11 protein-coding genes are annotated in these 15,457 nt (G+C 74.5%); 5 read left to right on the top strand and 6 right to left on the bottom strand.

All coding sequences use genetic code 11. The annotated features are described in order from the left end of the window. Nucleotides 1–9 precede the first annotated feature (9 nt). Both C1N80_RS03655 and C1N80_RS03650 read left to right on the top strand, forming a co-directional pair. Entirely contained in the window at nucleotides 10–513 is a 504-nt protein-coding gene (locus tag C1N80_RS03655) for a glutathione peroxidase (protein WP_137769535.1), read from the top strand. A gap of 122 nt (nucleotides 514–635) precedes the next feature. Beyond that, a complete protein-coding gene (locus C1N80_RS03650) occupies nucleotides 636–1,298 on the top strand; it encodes a carbonic anhydrase (RefSeq protein ID WP_137769534.1) in 663 nt (220 codons plus the stop codon). Between the two features lie 216 nt (nucleotides 1,299–1,514). On the opposite strand, the gene C1N80_RS03645 is transcribed toward C1N80_RS03650, so the two are convergent. From C1N80_RS03645 to C1N80_RS03630, 4 genes are all read right to left on the bottom strand, one after another. Then, complete coding sequence (locus C1N80_RS03645) at nucleotides 1,515–2,462, bottom strand: helix-turn-helix transcriptional regulator (RefSeq protein WP_137769533.1); 948 nt, start codon at nucleotides 2,460–2,462, stop codon at nucleotides 1,515–1,517. A 129-nt stretch (nucleotides 2,463–2,591) separates the two neighbouring features. Beyond that, a complete protein-coding gene (locus tag C1N80_RS03640) occupies nucleotides 2,592–4,691 on the bottom strand; it encodes a prolyl oligopeptidase family serine peptidase (RefSeq protein ID WP_137769532.1) in 2,100 nt (699 codons plus the stop codon). A 71-nt stretch (nucleotides 4,692–4,762) separates the two neighbouring features. Beyond that, nucleotides 4,763–8,128: a bifunctional lysylphosphatidylglycerol synthetase/lysine--tRNA ligase LysX gene (lysX, locus tag C1N80_RS03635; RefSeq protein ID WP_137769531.1), complete on the bottom strand. Its 3,366-nt coding sequence runs from the start codon at nucleotides 8,126–8,128 to the stop codon at nucleotides 4,763–4,765. After that, on the bottom strand, nucleotides 8,125–9,009 hold the full coding sequence (locus tag C1N80_RS03630) for a hypothetical protein (RefSeq protein WP_137769530.1): 885 nt from the start codon (nucleotides 9,007–9,009) through the stop codon (nucleotides 8,125–8,127). The genes lysX and C1N80_RS03630 overlap by 4 nt, the downstream gene beginning before the upstream one ends. 94 nt (nucleotides 9,010–9,103) lie before the next feature. Between C1N80_RS03630 and C1N80_RS03625 the strand changes: the two genes are divergently transcribed. Continuing rightward, on the top strand, nucleotides 9,104–9,865 hold the full coding sequence (locus tag C1N80_RS03625; protein WP_168198006.1) for a DUF998 domain-containing protein: 762 nt from the start codon (nucleotides 9,104–9,106) through the stop codon (nucleotides 9,863–9,865). A 103-nt stretch (nucleotides 9,866–9,968) separates the two neighbouring features. Here C1N80_RS03625 and C1N80_RS03620 read toward each other — a convergent pair whose 3' ends face one another. Further along, nucleotides 9,969–10,925, bottom strand: a complete 957-nt coding sequence (locus C1N80_RS03620; RefSeq protein ID WP_137769528.1) for a PhzF family phenazine biosynthesis protein — start codon at nucleotides 10,923–10,925, stop codon at nucleotides 9,969–9,971. 59 nt (nucleotides 10,926–10,984) lie between these two features. Here C1N80_RS03620 and C1N80_RS03615 point away from each other — a divergent pair, with 59 nt between their 5' ends. Beyond that, nucleotides 10,985–12,055, top strand: coding sequence for an NYN domain-containing protein (locus C1N80_RS03615; RefSeq protein WP_137769527.1), 1,071 nt, complete (start codon nucleotides 10,985–10,987; stop codon nucleotides 12,053–12,055). 94 nt (nucleotides 12,056–12,149) lie between these two features. Here C1N80_RS03615 and C1N80_RS03610 read toward each other — a convergent pair whose 3' ends face one another. After that, the gene (locus tag C1N80_RS03610) at nucleotides 12,150–13,586 is read right to left on the bottom strand and encodes an MFS transporter (protein WP_205750670.1); all 1,437 of its coding nucleotides are present in this window, start codon (nucleotides 13,584–13,586) and stop codon (nucleotides 12,150–12,152) included. Nucleotides 13,587–13,919: 333 nt separating this feature from the next. Between C1N80_RS03610 and C1N80_RS03605 the strand changes: the two genes are divergently transcribed. Continuing rightward, nucleotides 13,920–15,422 carry a sodium:proton antiporter gene (locus C1N80_RS03605; RefSeq protein WP_137769526.1) on the top strand — a complete coding sequence of 501 codons (1,503 nt, stop codon included), beginning with the start codon at nucleotides 13,920–13,922 and terminating at the stop codon, nucleotides 15,420–15,422. Nucleotides 15,423–15,457: the final 35 nt, after the last annotated feature.

Raw genomic sequence — 15,457 nt, 5'->3', positions numbered from 1 at the left:
GATGGGGCCATGACGACCCTCGGCGACTTCTCCGCGACCACCCTCGACGGCTCCCCCACCGACCTCTCCGCGCACCTCGGCAAGGTGGTGCTCGTGGTGAACACCGCCAGCCAGTGCGGGCTCACCCCGCAGTACGCGGGGCTGCAGGCCCTGCACGAGGCCTACGCCGAGCAGGGCCTCGCGGTGCTCGGCTTCCCCTGCGACCAGTTCGGGCACCAGGAGCCCGGCACGGCGTCGGAGATCGCGGCCTTCTGCTCCACCGGCTACGGTGTCACCTTCCCGATGCACGCGAAGATCGAGGTCAACGGCGGGGGCGCCGATCCTCTGTACCGGTGGCTGACGGGCCCGCACGAGACCCCGGCAGGCGAGCACATCGAGGGCGGGGACATCCCCTGGAACTTCACCAAGTTCCTGCTGGACCGCGAGGGCCGCGTCATCGCCCGTGTCGAGCCGACGGTGACCCCGGAGGATCTCTCCGGGCCGATCCGGGAGGCGCTCGCCGCTCAGGCCTGAGACCTGCGTCATGCCACCGCCCCGCCCGCACCGCGGCCGGGGCGGACGACGCCCTGGCCCGCCGCCCCCGCGGCGTAATGTGCTGGGGAAGGCTTCACCATCTCGACCGGAAGGACCAGCTCATGGCGACACCTCGCGTCAGCGTGCAGGAGGCGTGGGACGACCTCGCCGCAGGCAACGAGCGCTTCATGGGGGGCGAGGTGCGCCACCCCGACCAGGACGCCGCGCGCCGCAGCGAGCTCACCGAGTTCCAGGCGCCGGACGCCGCGTTCCTGGGCTGCTCCGACTCGCGCGTCGCCGCGGAGATCCTCTTCGACTGCGGCCTGGGCGAGCTGTTCGTGGTGCGGAACATCGGCCAGATCGCCAACGAGAACACCGTCGCGACGATGGAGTTCGCCGTCTCGAGCCTCGGCGTCGCCGTGATCGTCGTGCTCGCCCACGGCTCCTGCGGCGCGGTGAAGGCCGCGATCGACCTCACCACCGCGCACCCCTCCGAGACCACCCCGGCGATCCGCCGCGAGCTCGAGCTGATCCAGCCGGCGGTCCAGCAGGAGTGGCTCGCCACCCAGCGGCTCAGCCCCTACGTGGACCCGGCGCGGATCGACGCGGACGCCGTGGGCCGCCGCCACCTCGACGAGACGATCCACCAGCTCATGCGCTCCTCGCGGGTGATCAGCGACGCCGTCGCTCGCGGCGAGCTCGGCATCGTGGGCTGCCAGTACCAGCTCGAGGAGGGCCGCGTCGCCCCGATCACGGCGGTCGGCAAGCTCGACATCGGCGCCTGAGGCCCGGGCCGGGCTCGGCCCGGCCACCCCTGTCCGTTCGCGTGCCTGAGTTCCACGAACGGAACCACCGCGCGCAAACGGACATCCGGTCGACGGGCAGCGGGCGTGGCGCGGGGGGATCGACGGGCGGCCGGCGGGCACCCGGGCGGCGGGAGAGCGAGAGGTGGGCGAGCGGCGGGCGGCCGAGCGGCGAAGCCCCGCGGCCGACCGCCCGGCTCAGGAGGGCACGGTCGGGTCCGCGCCCTCAGGGGCGGGGGCGGCCCCGTGCTCGCGGAGCTCCTCGGCGCGGGTCGCCGCCCAGCTCGCGAGCAGGCTCATCCGCTCCGCGGCCTCGGTCCCCGGCTCCGCCGTGTAGGCGATGAGCATGCAGCCCGGATCCGCGGAGAGCTCCATCTGCTCGAAGCGCACCGTCAGCGCCCCCACCACGGGGTGCACGAAGCGCTTGGTGCCGGCGCTGTGGGCGTGGACGTCGTGCGCGGCCCACAGCCGTCGGAAGTCCTCGGAGCAGGTGGAGAGCTCCCCGATCAGCTCCTGCAGCACCGGATCGTGCGGGTCCTTACCCGCCTCGACGCGCAGGGCGCCCACGCCCATCCGCGCGAACGCCTCCCAGTCCGGGTAGAAGTCGCGGGAGGCGGGGTCCAGGAACTGGAAGCGCACGAGGTTCGGGGCGTGCACGCCCTCGGGCAGGGCGAGCAGCCCCGCCTCACCCACCACCGGCAGGTAGAAGGCACGGCCCAGCTGGTTCGCGGCGATCATCCGGTGGTACGGGTCGCGGACGAACACGGCCGAGCCGGTCATCCCGTCGAGCATCCACTGCAGCGCCGGTCGGGAGCCGGCCCGCGCCCCGGGGCGGGGCCGGCGGCGGCGGGACGCGGTGGCGGTGCCGTCGGCCGCGCGGGCGAGGTCCTGCAGGTGGCGACGCTCCACCTCGTCGAGCTGGAGTGCGCGGGCGAGCGCGTCGAGGACGGAGGCGGAGGCGCCGGTGATCTGCCCGCGCTCGAGCTTCGCGTAGTACTCGACGCTGAGTCCCGCGAGCACGGCGACCTCGCTGCGGCGCAGTCCGGGCACGCGCCGGGCGCCGATGCTCGGCAGCCCCGCCTGCTCCGGCGTGACCTTCGCACGGCGGGTCATGAGGAACTCGCGGACCTCGGCTCGGTTGTCCATGCACGCCAGGGTAGGTCCCCTCCTGCGTCCGGGAGGCACCCCTGCGGTGCCCTGCCGGTACACCCCTCCGACGGGGCTGCCCGTGCCGGTGCCCTTCGCGGCGCTCGTGCTGGGGGACCGCTGCCGGTCTCAGCCGCGGTCGAGGTCCAGCACGGGCACGTCGAGCGGGGTGAAGCCGAGCACCTGCCCGTAGAAGGAGAGCGCGGCCTCGGTGGCGCGGATGATCGTCGCCGACTGCCGGAAGCCGTGCTGCTCCCCCTCGAACAGCAGGTAGGCGTGCGGGATGCCCTTCGCGGCGAGCGCGTCGCGGAACATCTCGGACTGGCTGGGCGGCACGATCCTGTCCTCGTCCCCCTGGAGGAGCAGCACGGGGCACTCGAGCTCGTCGACGTGGCTGAGCGGCGCCCGCTCGACGTAGAGGTCCCTGCGCTCCGGGTAAGGGCCGACGAGCCCGTCGATGTACCGGGACTCGAAGTCGTGGGTGTCGCTGCGGAAGGACTCGAGCTCCGCGACGCCGAAGCTCGAGACGCCGGCGGCGAAGGTGTCGGTGCGGGTGAGGCAGGCGAGGGTGGTCCAGCCGCCCGCGCTGCCGCCCTCGATCGCGAGCCGCGCGCCGTCGGCGATCCCGGCGCTGACCAGGTGCTCCATGACGGCGACGGTGTCCTGCACGTCGACCACTCCCCACTGGCCCTTCAGGCGGTCCCGGTAGGCGCGGCCGTGGCCGGTGGAGCCGCCGTAGTTGACCTCGACGACACCGAGGCCGCGGGAGGTGTAGTAGGCGACGGGCAGGCTCAGCACGGGCGGCACGTGCGAGGTGGGGCCGCCGTGGACGCGGGCGATGAACGGGGGCAGCTCGCCGTCCTGCCCGGCGAAGCCCTCCTGCCGGGGCCGGTAGACGATCGCGTGGACCACGCCGCCGCCCGCGAGCGGCACCTCGATGCTCTCCCCGGCGGGGAGGGCGGCGGGGTCCGGGGCGTCCTGCCGGGAGGAGCGCAGCACGTGCAGCGGGGACAGCGCGGGGGCGGGATCGAGGGTGAGGCGCGCGGTGTGCAGCGCGGGGAACGCGGTGGGCGAGGCGCCGCCGATGACGAGCAGGCCGCCCTCCCCCACGGCGATCGAGGAGATCAGGGTGAGCGGCTGGTCGAGGTCCGTGACGACGCCCGTGCTCACGGTGAGCACGCCGAGGGCGTCGGCGTCGCGGCCGTGCTGGACGAGCACCCGGTCCGCGTCGAGCACGTGCATCCAGATGGTGCCGAGCATCCAGAGGGACCCGGCGAACTCGCGCTCGGCGTGCGGGGACCCGCCCGGCAGCACGGGGCGGGCGCCGTCCTCGGCGCTCCATCGCTGCGGGGTCCACCAGCCGGAGTCGTCGGCGAGGTAGAGCAGGGTGTCCTCGTCCAGCCACGCAGGCTGCAGCACGGAGACGTCCGTCGCGCCCGCGACGATCTCCCCGGTGCCGGCCTGCCCGTCGATCAGCGGTGCGACGTGCAGGAGCGTGCCGTCCCACGGCATCTGCGGGTGCTCCCAGCTGATCCAGGCGAGGCGCGTGCCGTCGGGGCTGAGCGCGGGGGCGGCGACGAAGCGGGAGGCGGGGGTGACGCGGCGGATCGCGGCGGGGTCCTCCGCGGCGGATCCGTCGAGCGGCACGGCGGCGATGTACCGCTCGACGTGCGGGGCGCCGTCGGCGTCGGTGCGGGGACCGTCGGCGCCGCCGGTGTGGTCCTCGCAGATCCACCACACCTCGCGGGTGCCGTCCTCGAGCGTGACGGGCGTGGGGCACGCCCAGCGCAGCGAGGGTCCGTGGGCGGAGGGGACCTCGGGGCCGACGGGGGTCAGCGGGTGCGGCTCGTGCCCCGGGACCAGGGAGTGCACGCGCTGGGAGGCGAAGTCGACGAAGAGCACGAGCGGCGGCTCGTGGGAGTCGTGGTCATCGGCGTCGCCGTGGTCGCCGAACCCGGCGGGCACCGCGGTCCAGGCGGAGCCGCCGTACTCGTGCACGCGGGAGCGGGCGTTGTACGGGGCGGGCAGCACGACCTCGGGGGCCGCGCCCTCCGCTCCGGAGCCGGTCGAGCGGACGATCGCGATGCGGCCGCCCTCGGTGGCGATCCCCTCGGTCCACCAGATCTCGTCGCCGACGAGCTGGGCGCCGCCCAGGCGGGTGCCGCCGGAGGCCATCTGCTCGGCGGTGATCGGGGAGGGCCAGGTGCCGAAGGGGAGCGTCGTCGTCATGAGGGCCAGCGTATGACGCGGCGCACACCCGTCGGGACACGGCCGGCGGCGTCGCTCGCGAGCGTCCCCGCTCACCGCCCCCGCGGGCGCACGAGCGGGAAGAGGATGATCTCGCGGATCGGCAGGCCGGTGAGGTTCATGACGAGCCGGTCGATGCCCATGCCCATCCCGCCGGTGGGCGGCATGCCGAGCTCGAGGGCACGCAGGAAGTCCTCGTCCACGGCCATCGCCTCGGGGTCCCCGGCGGCGGCGAGCAGCGACTGGGCGACGAGGCGACGCCGCTGGTCCACGGGGTCGATGAGCTCGGAGTAGGCGGTGCCCTGCTCGGTGCCCTGGATGACGAGGTCCCACTTCTCGGCGAGCCGCGGGTCGTCCCGGTGCGGGCGGGCGAGCGGGGCGTTCTCGCGGGGGAAGTCGCAGTAGAAGACGGGCGTGGTCGTCGTGTGCTCGCACAGCGCCGAGTAGAGCTCCTCGAGCACGGGGCCGGCGGCCAGGCGCGGGTCGAGCTCGAGACCGATCGCGCGGGCGTGGGCGTGGAGCGTCGCAGCCGGCATCGAGGCGTCCACCTCCTCGCCGAGGGCGCGGGAGACGGCGGTCGCGAGGGGGATCACGGGCCAGTCGCCGGAGAGGTCGAACTCCTCGAGCCGGCCGTCCCTCGTGGTGCGCAGGCCGATCTGGCGGCCGTGCACGGCCTCGGCGGCGTCCTGGATGATCCGCTGGGTGAGGCGGCGCATGCCGTGCTGGTCGCTGTACGCCTCGTACACCTCGAGCGAGGTGAACTCGGGGTTGTGGGTCGCGTCGGCCCCCTCGTTGCGGAACTGCCGGCCGATCTCGAAGACCTGCTCCATCCCGCCCACGAGCAGCCGCTTGAGGTGCAGCTCGGTCGCGATGCGGAGGTAGAGGTCGAGGTCGTAGGCGTTGATGTGGGTCTCGAAGGGACGGGCGGAGGCGCCGCCGTGGACGGTCTGCAGCACGGGCGTCTCGACCTCGGTGAAGCCGAGCGCGTGGAGGGTGTCGCGCACGCTGCGCACGACGGTCGCGCGGCGGTGTGCGGTGGTGCGGGCGTCGGGCCGCACCACGAGGTCCACGGCCCGGTCACGCACGCGCGCCTCGGGGTCGGCGAGGCCGTGGTGCTTGTCCGGCAGCGGGCGCAGCGCCTTCGAGGTGAGGGTGAGGGTGCGCGCCTCGACGGTGACCTCGCCGGTGCGGGTGGTGATGACCTCGCCGCGCACGGCGATCTGGTCGCCGAGGTCGAGGCGCCGCCACAGCGCCCATGCCTCGGGGGTGGCCGCGTCACCCAGGAGGACCTGCAGGTCGCCGCTGCCGTCGCGGAGGGTCGCGAAGACGATGCGGCCGTGCTCGCGGCGGCGCAGGATCCGCCCGGCGACGGCGACCTCGGTGCCGCTGCGTGCGTCCGGTCCGAGGCCCTCCGCGGCGGCGCGCGCCCCGGCGAGGGTCGCGGTGCGCTCGGCTCCCACGGGGTAGGGGTCGACGCCGTCGGCGCGGAGGGCCTCGAGCTTCGCGAGGCGCACCCGCACCTGCTCGGGCACGCGGCGCCCGGCGAGCGCCGCCTCGAGCGGGTCCTCCTCGGGCGGCAGCAGGGCCCGGACGGCGGCGGCGCGCTCCTCGCCGCCGCTCGTGAGCGCCTCCTCGGGGGTCCGACGGCGGCCCGCGCCGGGCAGGGCGAGGGGGCGCAGGAAGCCCTCCGCGGTGCCGGCGGCGACGCCCACCCGGGGGAGGTCGGAGGCGAACTCGAAGCACAGGTAGCGGGGCTCCCACGCGGGACGGTACTTCGCGTTCGCGCGGTAGAGGGACTCGAGCTGCCAGCTGCGGCTCGCGACGAGCAGGCCGCGCCGCCAGAGCCGGGCGAGGGGCCCCGCTCCGATCTCCGCGCCGCGCTCGAAGGCCTCGCGGAACATGGCGAAGTTCAGGGACAGCCGGCCCACGCCGTGCCCGGGCGCCTGCTCCGCCATGGCGGTGACCAGCAGCTCCATGAGGCCGTTGGGCGCGGTGGGGTCGCGGCGCATGAGGTCGAGGGAGGCGCCGGTGCGGCCCCAGGGCACGAAGGAGAGCACGCCGCGCAGGGTGCCGTCGGCGTCGCGCGCCTCGACGAGCAGGCAGTCGCCGTCGAGCGGGTCGCCGAGGCGGCCGAGCGCCATGGAGAAGCCGCGCTCCTCGCCGCCGTCGCCGCGCCAGCGGGCGGCGCCGTCCTCGATCGCGGCGACCTCCTCGGGGGTGAGGTCCGCGTGGCGGCGCACGGCCGTGGTGTAGCCGCGCTCGCGGAGACGGTGCACGGCCTGCCGCACGCCGCGCATGGCGGGACCGGAGAGGCTGAAGTCCCGCAGGTCCAGGACGGCCTCGTCGCCGATGTCGTAGACGACGAGCCCGGCCTCGGCATAGGCGCGCCCGCCCGCCTCGCCGGCACCCATGACGGCGAGGGAGAGGCCCTGGTCACGGGCGTGGGCCCGCCAGGCGTCGATCGCCTGCGGCCACCGCTCGGGGTCCCCGACGGGGTTGCCGCTCGCGAGGCTCACGCTGCCCACGGTGCGGTGGGAGATCCCGGCCCTCGCCTGCGACGGGTCCTGCGTGTCCCAGACGATCGCCTTGTCGCGGCGGGTCGCGAAGTAGCCGAGCGAGTCGTGCTCACCGTGGGCGGCGAGCAGGGTGCGCACGCGCGCCTCGTCGGCCGCGGGCAGCTCCTGCGCGGCGCGCGGGGGCCGGAACAGCAGCAGCGCGGAGGCGAGGACGACGACGGCGCCCACGAGGTTGACGAGCCCGTGCACCCACCAGGGGGCGTGCACCGCCTGCACGGCCTCGAAGCGGCCGACGTCGGCGAGCATGCGGGAGAGCACGAAGCCCAGGGCCGAGCCGAAGGAGTCGGCGCGGCCGGCGTGCTGGACGAGCCAGGCCCCGCCGCCGAGCAGGGCGGCGCCGCCCAGGAGGAACAGCGCGGCGGCGGCGCGGAGGCTGCCGGGGACGCGGCGGGCGGTGAACTGCCGGCGCGAGCGCAGCAGCAGCACGATGACGAGCAGCCCGAGCAGGAGCCCGACCTCGGGGAGAACGTGGCGGCCGCGGCCGAGCATCGGCCCCGTCGCCTCGGTGAGCTCGAGCAGGCGGCCCAGCTGCGGGATCGCGACCCACCAGATCAGGATCAGCCACCAGGCGGCGCGGAGGCGGCGGCGCAGGGCGACCGCGAGCACCACGAGCAGGGCCGTGTAGATGAGGCTGGGGACGACGGGGATCGCGAGCGCGGAGACCGGGTCGTCCGGCCGGTCGAAGAAGCGGTGCCACGGCGGGACGATCGTGACCAGCAGGTTGAAGACGGCGGCGAGCAGCATGACGCTCGCGAAGCGGTCCGGCCAGCGGTCGTCGAGCGCATGCCAGGGGCTGCGGCGGATGGCGCCGGTCCGCCCGGCGGTGGGGTCGACGCCGGTCATGCGGGGTCCTTCCGGTCGGGGCCGACGGGGGCGGGGTCGGGCTCGATCTCGCCGTGCCGGGCGAGGGACACGGCCCCGGCGCTCGCGGCGAGGCATCCGAGGATCGCCGCCCACTCCCAGCCCGGGCGGGGCCGGTCGCCCAGCGCGATCACGCCCACGAGGGCGGGCACGAGCGTCTCGCCCACGACGAGCGGGGCAGTGGCTCGTGTGACGGAGCCGCGCTGGAGGGCGGTGGAGTAGGTGAGCAGGGCGAGCGCCCCGGCGAGGACGAGCGCGTAGCTGCTCGGGTCCGTGAGCAGGGTGAGCAGGTAGCGGCCGGGCGGCTGGCCGGCGGGGCCGGGCAGCACGCGGCTCGCGATCGCGGTGACGCCGAAGGCGAGACCGGCGACGGCCCCGAGCCCGGCGGCGCCGCGATGCCAGGGCGCGCGGCCGACGACCATCGCCGCGGGGACGAGCAGCAGGGCGCCCCCGAGCACGGCCCGATCCCCGGCGGGAGGGAGGGCGACGGCGTGGTCCGGGGCGGCGGAGGCTCCGACGAGCACGAGCCCGCCGACGACCACGGCGATCCCCGCGCGGTCCCGCCCGCCGAGCGGCATGCGCAGCAGCACGGCCGCGAGCACCGCGGTCACGGCGAGGAAGCTCGCGACGACGGACTGCACGACGAACAGCGGCAGGCTGCGCACGGCGAGCAGGGAGAGCAGGAAGCCGGCGCCGTCCGCGGCGACGCCGATCAGGTAGCGGCCGGAGCGCAGGAGCCGGGTGAGCAGCCGCGGGTCGAGGCCCGTGGAGGCGGTGGTGCGGCGGGCGGCGTCGGCCTGGAGGACGGAGCCGATCCCGTAGCAGAGGGCGGCGCCGCCGGCGGAGCACAGTCCCAGGAGCACAGCTCAACGATAGGCATCCCCCTGGGAACCTCCAGGGAGGGCGGCGCACAATCGGTGGCGTCGGAGGATCGCGGTCGGATCAGGAGGTGGGCGCGTGCTGCAGGACGATGCGCTGCGCGGCGCCCGGGTGCCGGGCACCGGCGTCCTCGCCCGCTGCCGATCGGCCGCCCGCGCCGTGCTGACCTCGCGCCGCACCCTGCACCTCGCCACCGGGGCGGTCGCGGCGGTGCTCTACTCCAACTTCCTCATCGACCTGCTGGTGCCCGGCCCGCACGAGTGGGCGCAGCAGGTGAGCGTGCTCGAGACCCCCGGGCACCGCAGCGCCCTGCTGCTGCGCACCACGGACGTGCTCGCGGCGCTGCTCGAGCTCTCCCAGCTGCCCGCGGTGCGCGCGGCGCTGCCGGTCTCGCGGTGGCGGGGGCTCGTCGTGGGCGGGGCGGCGGCCTTCGCCCTGGGCGGGATCCTCGCCGCGGCCGTGACCCTGCCCGCGGATCCGCTGGCCGGGACGGACGGACTGCTCACGGCCTCGAGCGCGCTCGACCCGGAGGCGCTGCGGCGCGCGGCCCACGACGGGACGAGCATCCTCTCGGTGGGCGGCATGGTCGCGAGCGCGGGGGCCGCGTGGATGCTGCTGCGCCGCCGCCCGCGCGAACGGCCCCGCTGGCTGGGCCCGGTGGTCACGGTCGTCGCGGCGGGCTGCGCGGTCGAGCTCGGCGCGGATCTCGTGGTCGCCCTGCGACCGCAGTGGCAGCTGCTCGACGGCGTCTCGCAGCGGGCCCAGATGCTCACGCTGAGCGCGTGGGTGGTGGGGCTCGGCGCGATCGCGGCTCGCCCTCCACGGGCCGTCGAGTCCTGAAACCGGCGGGGCCGAAGGCGCCGGGCCGGGCGGCGTCCTCCGACGGCGGCGCTCAGCGGGCGCCGCTGCCCAGCGGGCGCCGCGCCCCAGCGGGCGCCGCGGATCAGATGTCGATGCTGCCGCGCAGGTCCACGCGGGCGGTGCCGCCCACCCAGAGGGTGCCGTCGGCGTCGACGTCGAGGTGCACGAGGCCGTCGCGGCGCAGGGCCGAGCCCTGGCGGGCGGTCCACGGCGGGGTCAGCGCGCCGCGCTCGAGCATCCACTGGGCGATGCCGGCGTTGAGGCTGCCCGTGACCGGGTCCTCGTAGCCGGCGGTGCCGGACTCCGGATCCGCCGCGACGAACCCGCGCACCTCGTAGGCGGGGCCGCTCGCGCCGGCCGAGCCGTCGGCGGCGCCGGTCGTATCCGTCCCGTCGGACCCGTCGGACTCGTCGGATCCGACGCCTCCGTCGGCCTCCGTCGGCCCGACCACGCCGAGCGCGGCGATCTTGCGCGCGGGGATCGCGGCGAGATCCGGGGCGAGGGCGAGCACCTCCGCGGCGGAGCCCAGCTCGAGCACGCACCAGCCGGCGCCGTTGTCCACCCAGGCGTGATCGCGCACGGCGCCCGGGTCGATGCCGAGGGCCGCGGCGGCGGCCCCCACGTGCTCCGCGTCGAGCGGGCCGCTGCGGCGCAGGGGCGGCGCGGCGAAGGCGAGGGTGCCCGCGGCCTCGTCGCGGCGCACCTCCACGAGGCCCGCCCCGCACTCCTGCACGATCCGCTCCCCCGCCGGGACGCCGCCCGCGGCGAGCCATGCGGCGGCCGTGCCGAGGGTGGGGTGGCCGGCGAAGTCGAGCTCCGTGGAGGGGGTCAGGATCCGCACGCGGTAGTCGGCGCCCTCCTGCGTGGGCGGGAGCACGAAGGTGGTCTCGGAGAGGTTCGTCCAGGAGGCGAAGGCGCGCATCGTGGCCTCGTCGAGGCCGTCGGCGTCGAGCACCACGGCGAGCGGGTTCCCGCGGAACGGGGACGCCCCGAACACGTCGACCTGGGCGAAGGGGCGGGAGGTGGAACGTGCGCGCATGGACACATCCTGTCAGGCCGCGCGGGCGCCGCAGCCTCTCCAGGGGGCAGACTAGCCCCATGCCGGATCCCCAGGACCCCCGTGTCGCCGTGTACCTCGACTTCGACAACATCGTCATGTCCTGGTACGACCGCGTCCACGGACGTCACGCCTTCAGCCGAGACCGCCAGCGCATCGCCGCCGATCCCACCGAGCCGGAGATCGCCGACCGCCTGGCGCGCGCCACCGTGGACGTCGGCGCGATCATCGACCACGCCACCTCGTTCGGCTCCCTCATGCTGACCCGCGCCTACGCGGACTGGTCCGCCCCCATCAACGCCGACTACCGCGCCCAGCTGGTCGCGCGCGCCGTGGACCTCGTGCAGCTGTTCCCCGCCGCGGCCTACGCGAAGAACGGGGCCGACATCCGCCTCGCCGTGGACGCCGTCGAGGACATGTTCCGCATCCCCGCCCTCACCCACGTCGTGATCGTGGGCGGCGACTCCGACTACGTGCCGCTCGCGCAGCGCTGCCGCCGCCTGGGCCGCTACGTGGTGGGCCTCGGCGTCGCCGGCTCGACCGCGAAGTCCCTCGCCGCCGCCTGCGACCAGTTCGACTCCTACGAGACCCTGCCCGGCGTGGAGCTGCCCGTCGGGGAGGAGCCGCGCCGCGGTCGCAAGAGCCAGGCGAGCACGGAGACCTCCTCCGACGCCGCCGGCACCGCCGCGACCACCGGCAGCGGGACCGGGTCCGCGTCGGCCGCCACGGCGGAGTCGGCCCCGGCGAGCGCCGCCGCTCCGACCCACGTCGACACCGCCGAGTCGGAGGACTCCCCGGGGCCGACGGCCGCCGAGACCGCCGCCGCGGAGTCCGCCGCCGCGAGCCGCCTTCTCGCGCGCGCCCTGCAGCAGGGCGAGCGGGACGACGCCGAGTGGATGCACCTGTCGATGGTGAAGACGTTCATGCGCCGCATGGACCCTTCATTCAGCGAGAAGGCCCTCGGCTACCGCTCGTTCTCCGAGTTCCTCCTGGACCACGAGGAGATCGCGGAGATGGAGGAGTCCGGGCACGAGCGTCTCGTGCGCCCCCGCGAGCAGGAGAAGGAGCAAGCGAGCTCGGGCCGCTCCGGCCGCCGCTCGAAGAAGAGCTGACCCGCCTCACGCACGCATGAGCTGAGCCCGCCCCCCCGATGTGGGGGCGGGCTCAGTCGTTCCGTGCGGGCCCGGAGTCAGCCGGTCCGGAGGATCAGCGACCGGCCTCGTCGAGCGCCTGGTCCTCGGCGGCGATCGCCTCCGTGCCGAAGTCCTCCGGCTCCGACTCGGGGATGTCCGTGCCGTGCAGCGAGGCACCGGCCGTCTCCTTGACGAAGAACAGCGCGACCATGCCGACGACGCAGCCGAGCATGACGTAGACGGCGGGGAACTCGAGGAACCCCGACTTCCCGACCACCCACTCGTTCAGCGGCGCCGCCGTCCCCCCGAACAGCGAGGTGAAGACGTTGTAGGTGACCGCGAAGCCCGCGAAGCGCACCTGCGCGGGGAACATCGCCGGGAAGGTCGCGGAGATCGTGGACAGCTGCGGGATGTACAGCAGGCCCAGCACCGCGAAGCCGAGGATCGCCCATCCGAACCCCTGCCCCATGAGGAAGTACATGGGCAGCGCCGCGACGAAGAGACCGATCATCGACGTCCACCAGAGCTTCTTCCGACCGATCCGGTCGGAGAGGCCGCCGCAGAACGGGATCAGCGCCATCATCGCCACCTCACCCACGAGGATCACGATGAGCGACTGGTTCGCGCTCATCTCGATCTTCGTCTCGAGGTAGCCGGGCATGTAGGTCAGCAGCGTGTAGTTCGCGATGTTCAGCGGGATCACGAGACCGGCCATGGTGAGGATCGGCTTCCAGTACTCGACGATGAGATCCCGCAGACCACGGGTCGCCGACTCCTGGCTCTCCCCGGCCTCGTCCAGCTCCTGGAACACCGGGGTCTCGTCGAGCTGGGTCCGCAGGTACAGACCGATCGCGCCCAGCGGCAGCGCGAAGAAGAACGGGACGCGCCAGCCCCAGGACTCCATCGCCGCCTCGGGCAGGATCAGCTGCAGGGCGAGCACGACGACGGTCCCGAGCGCGAAGCCGCCCAGGGTGCCGAACTCGAGGAAGCTGCCGTACTGGCCACGACGCTTGTCCGGTGCGTACTCCGCCATGAACGTCGCGGCGCCGCCGTACTCACCGCCCGTGGAGAAGCCCTGCACGACGCGCAGCAGCGCGAGCAGGATCGGCGCGAGGACACCCACCGTCTCGTAGGTGGGCAGCACGCCGATGAGGAAGGTCGCGAGCGACATCAGCACGATCGTCAGCGCGAGCACGTGCTTGCGCCCCAGGCGGTCCCCCAGCGGCCCCCAGACGAACCCGCCGAAGGGGCGGGCCAGGAAGGAGATCGCGAGGAACGCGTAGGTCCAGAAGAGCCCGGACGAGTCCTCGGGGAAGAAGTGGGAGGCGATGTAGGTGGAGACCACGGCGTAGGCGCCGTAGTCGTACCACTCCGTCGCATTGCCGAGCGCCGAGGCGGCGACGGCCTTGCGGATCGTCTTTCGGTCGGGGAGCTCCTCGAAGGGGATGGGTCCCGTGGTGGTGGGCGGCTGGTGCTCGGACCTGCCCTGATCTGCGGATGACGTGCTCACGTTTCTCCGATCATCGTGGCGCGGGGCGGTTCCTCGCACGCGACGGGGCTCCGACCCTAGGCCCCCGTCCGCGAATCTGACCAGGTGTCACAGCATGTCGAGGCTGTACGCACGTCACCTCATGCGCGACCGCGCCCCGGCGCCCGGCGCGTCGGCCCGCCTCCGCGCCTCACGATCCGGGCACCCTCCGCGGGCCGCTCCGGGCTGTGCCATGCTGGATCGCGGCGCGCCCGGGAGAGCCCGGCCCGCCTGGTGTGCCGGGAAGTCTGGTCGGCGTCGGGATTACTCTGCCCTGAAGCAGCCCGGCCCCCGCCCCGCACGCCAGGAGTCCCCATGACGTTCCCCGCCTGGTCCATCGCCCCCTTCGTGCTGATGCTCGCGGCGATCGCGATCGCCCCGCTCGTCCCCGCCCTCGCCAAGCACTGGGAGCATCCGCGCAACCAGCTGCTGTGGTCGCTGCTGCTCGGCGTCCCCGTCACGATCGGCGTGCTGCTCGCGGGCCGAGGCGACCTCGTCACCGTCGCCGGCGTGGAGTACCTGCAGTTCATCGCCCTGCTCTTCGCGCTCTTCGTGGTCTCCGGCGGCATCTTCCTGCGCGGCGACATCGCCGCCACCCCGCGCACCAACACGATCTTCCTGGCCGTGGGCGGCGTGCTCGCGAGCTTCATCGGCACCACGGGGGCGGCGATGCTGCTCATCCGGCCGCTGCTGAACACGAACGCCGAGCGCCGGCACACGGCGCACACCGTCGTCTTCACGATCCTCATCGTCGCGAACTGCGGCGGGCTGCTCACGCCGCTGGGCGACCCGCCGCTGTTCCTGGGCATGCTGCGCGGCGTGCCGTTCACGTGGACGCTGCACCTCGCCCCGATGTGGCTGTTCGTCAACGCGCTGCTGCTGCTGACCTATTGGGCGCTGGACCGTCGGATCATCGCCCACGAGCGCCCCGAGGACGTCGCGGCGGACCGCACGCACGTGACCCCGCTGCGCCTCGCCGGGGCGAGCAGCCTGATCTGGTTCGCGGTCATCATCGTCGCCGTCGCCGTCATCCCCTCCGTGGACGGCCACGAGCTCGCCGAGGGCCACGCCCACGGCGCGGGCCTCGTGCCGTGGCGGGAGATCGTCATGGTGGGCGCCGCCCTGGCCGCCCTCCGCTTCGGGAACCGGGCCGTGCGCTACGAGGACAACCAGTTCGAGCTCGGCCCCATCAAGGAGGTCGCCGCCCTGTTCATCGGCATCTTCCTCACGATGGTGCCGGCGCTCGAGGTGCTCCGGAACGCCGCACCGAAGCTCCCCTTGAACGAGATCACGCTCTTCGTCTTCACGGGCGGCCTGAGCGCGGTGCTCGACAACGCCCCCACCTACGCGACCTTCTTCGAGATGGCGACGCAGCTGCCCGGGGAGCCCCGCGTCGCGGACGTCCCCCATCTCTACCTCGTCTCGATCTCGCTGGGCGCCGTGCTGTGCGGCGCGATCACCTACATCGGCAACGGCCCGAACTTCATGGTGAAGTCCGTGGCGGAGTCCCGCGGCGTGCAGATGCCGAGCTTCGGCGGGTACGTGCAGCGCACCTTCATGTACCTCGTGCCGGTGCTCGTCGCGATGGTGCTGCTGTTCATCGCCCAGTCCACGTGGACCACCATCGCGGGCGTCTTCCTCACGGCGCTGCTGCTGGCTCGCATCACCCACCTCTTCGTCACCTTCGACGGCACGGTCGGCGTCGCGCTCCTGGACCCGGACGTGCGCGCCTCCCTGCCCGGCCGGCAGCTCCCGCGCGGCGCCGCGGAGCGCGACCGACCCGTCGGCGCCCTCGAGCCCGGCCACCGCGAGGACTGACCGACCGTCCACCCCGACCCTGCACCAGGAGCCCG

It is taken from the genome of Brachybacterium sp. SGAir0954 (genome assembly GCF_005490785.1).
In the GTDB taxonomy this organism is placed as follows: Bacteria; Actinomycetota; Actinomycetes; order Actinomycetales; family Dermabacteraceae; genus Brachybacterium; species Brachybacterium rhamnosum.
Note: the sequence above shows the minus strand (reverse complement) of the source record. Positions and strands in the feature narration are given on the sequence as shown.

Excerpts from the sequence above, each read along its gene's own strand:
- lysX (WP_137769531.1), bottom strand. The coding sequence starts at position 8,128 with ATGACCGGCGTCGACCCCACCGCCGGGCGGACCGGCGCCATCCGCCGC.
- C1N80_RS03615 (WP_137769527.1), top strand. The coding sequence starts at position 10,985 with ATGCCGGATCCCCAGGACCCCCGTGTCGCCGTGTACCTCGACTTCGAC.
- C1N80_RS03655 (WP_137769535.1), top strand. The coding sequence starts at position 10 with ATGACGACCCTCGGCGACTTCTCCGCGACCACCCTCGACGGCTCCCCC.
- C1N80_RS03650 (WP_137769534.1), top strand. The coding sequence starts at position 636 with ATGGCGACACCTCGCGTCAGCGTGCAGGAGGCGTGGGACGACCTCGCC.
- C1N80_RS03645 (WP_137769533.1), bottom strand. The coding sequence starts at position 2,462 with ATGGACAACCGAGCCGAGGTCCGCGAGTTCCTCATGACCCGCCGTGCG.
- C1N80_RS03620 (WP_137769528.1), bottom strand. The coding sequence starts at position 10,925 with ATGCGCGCACGTTCCACCTCCCGCCCCTTCGCCCAGGTCGACGTGTTC.
- C1N80_RS03640 (WP_137769532.1), bottom strand. The coding sequence starts at position 4,691 with ATGACGACGACGCTCCCCTTCGGCACCTGGCCCTCCCCGATCACCGCC.
- C1N80_RS03605 (WP_137769526.1), top strand. The coding sequence starts at position 13,920 with ATGACGTTCCCCGCCTGGTCCATCGCCCCCTTCGTGCTGATGCTCGCG.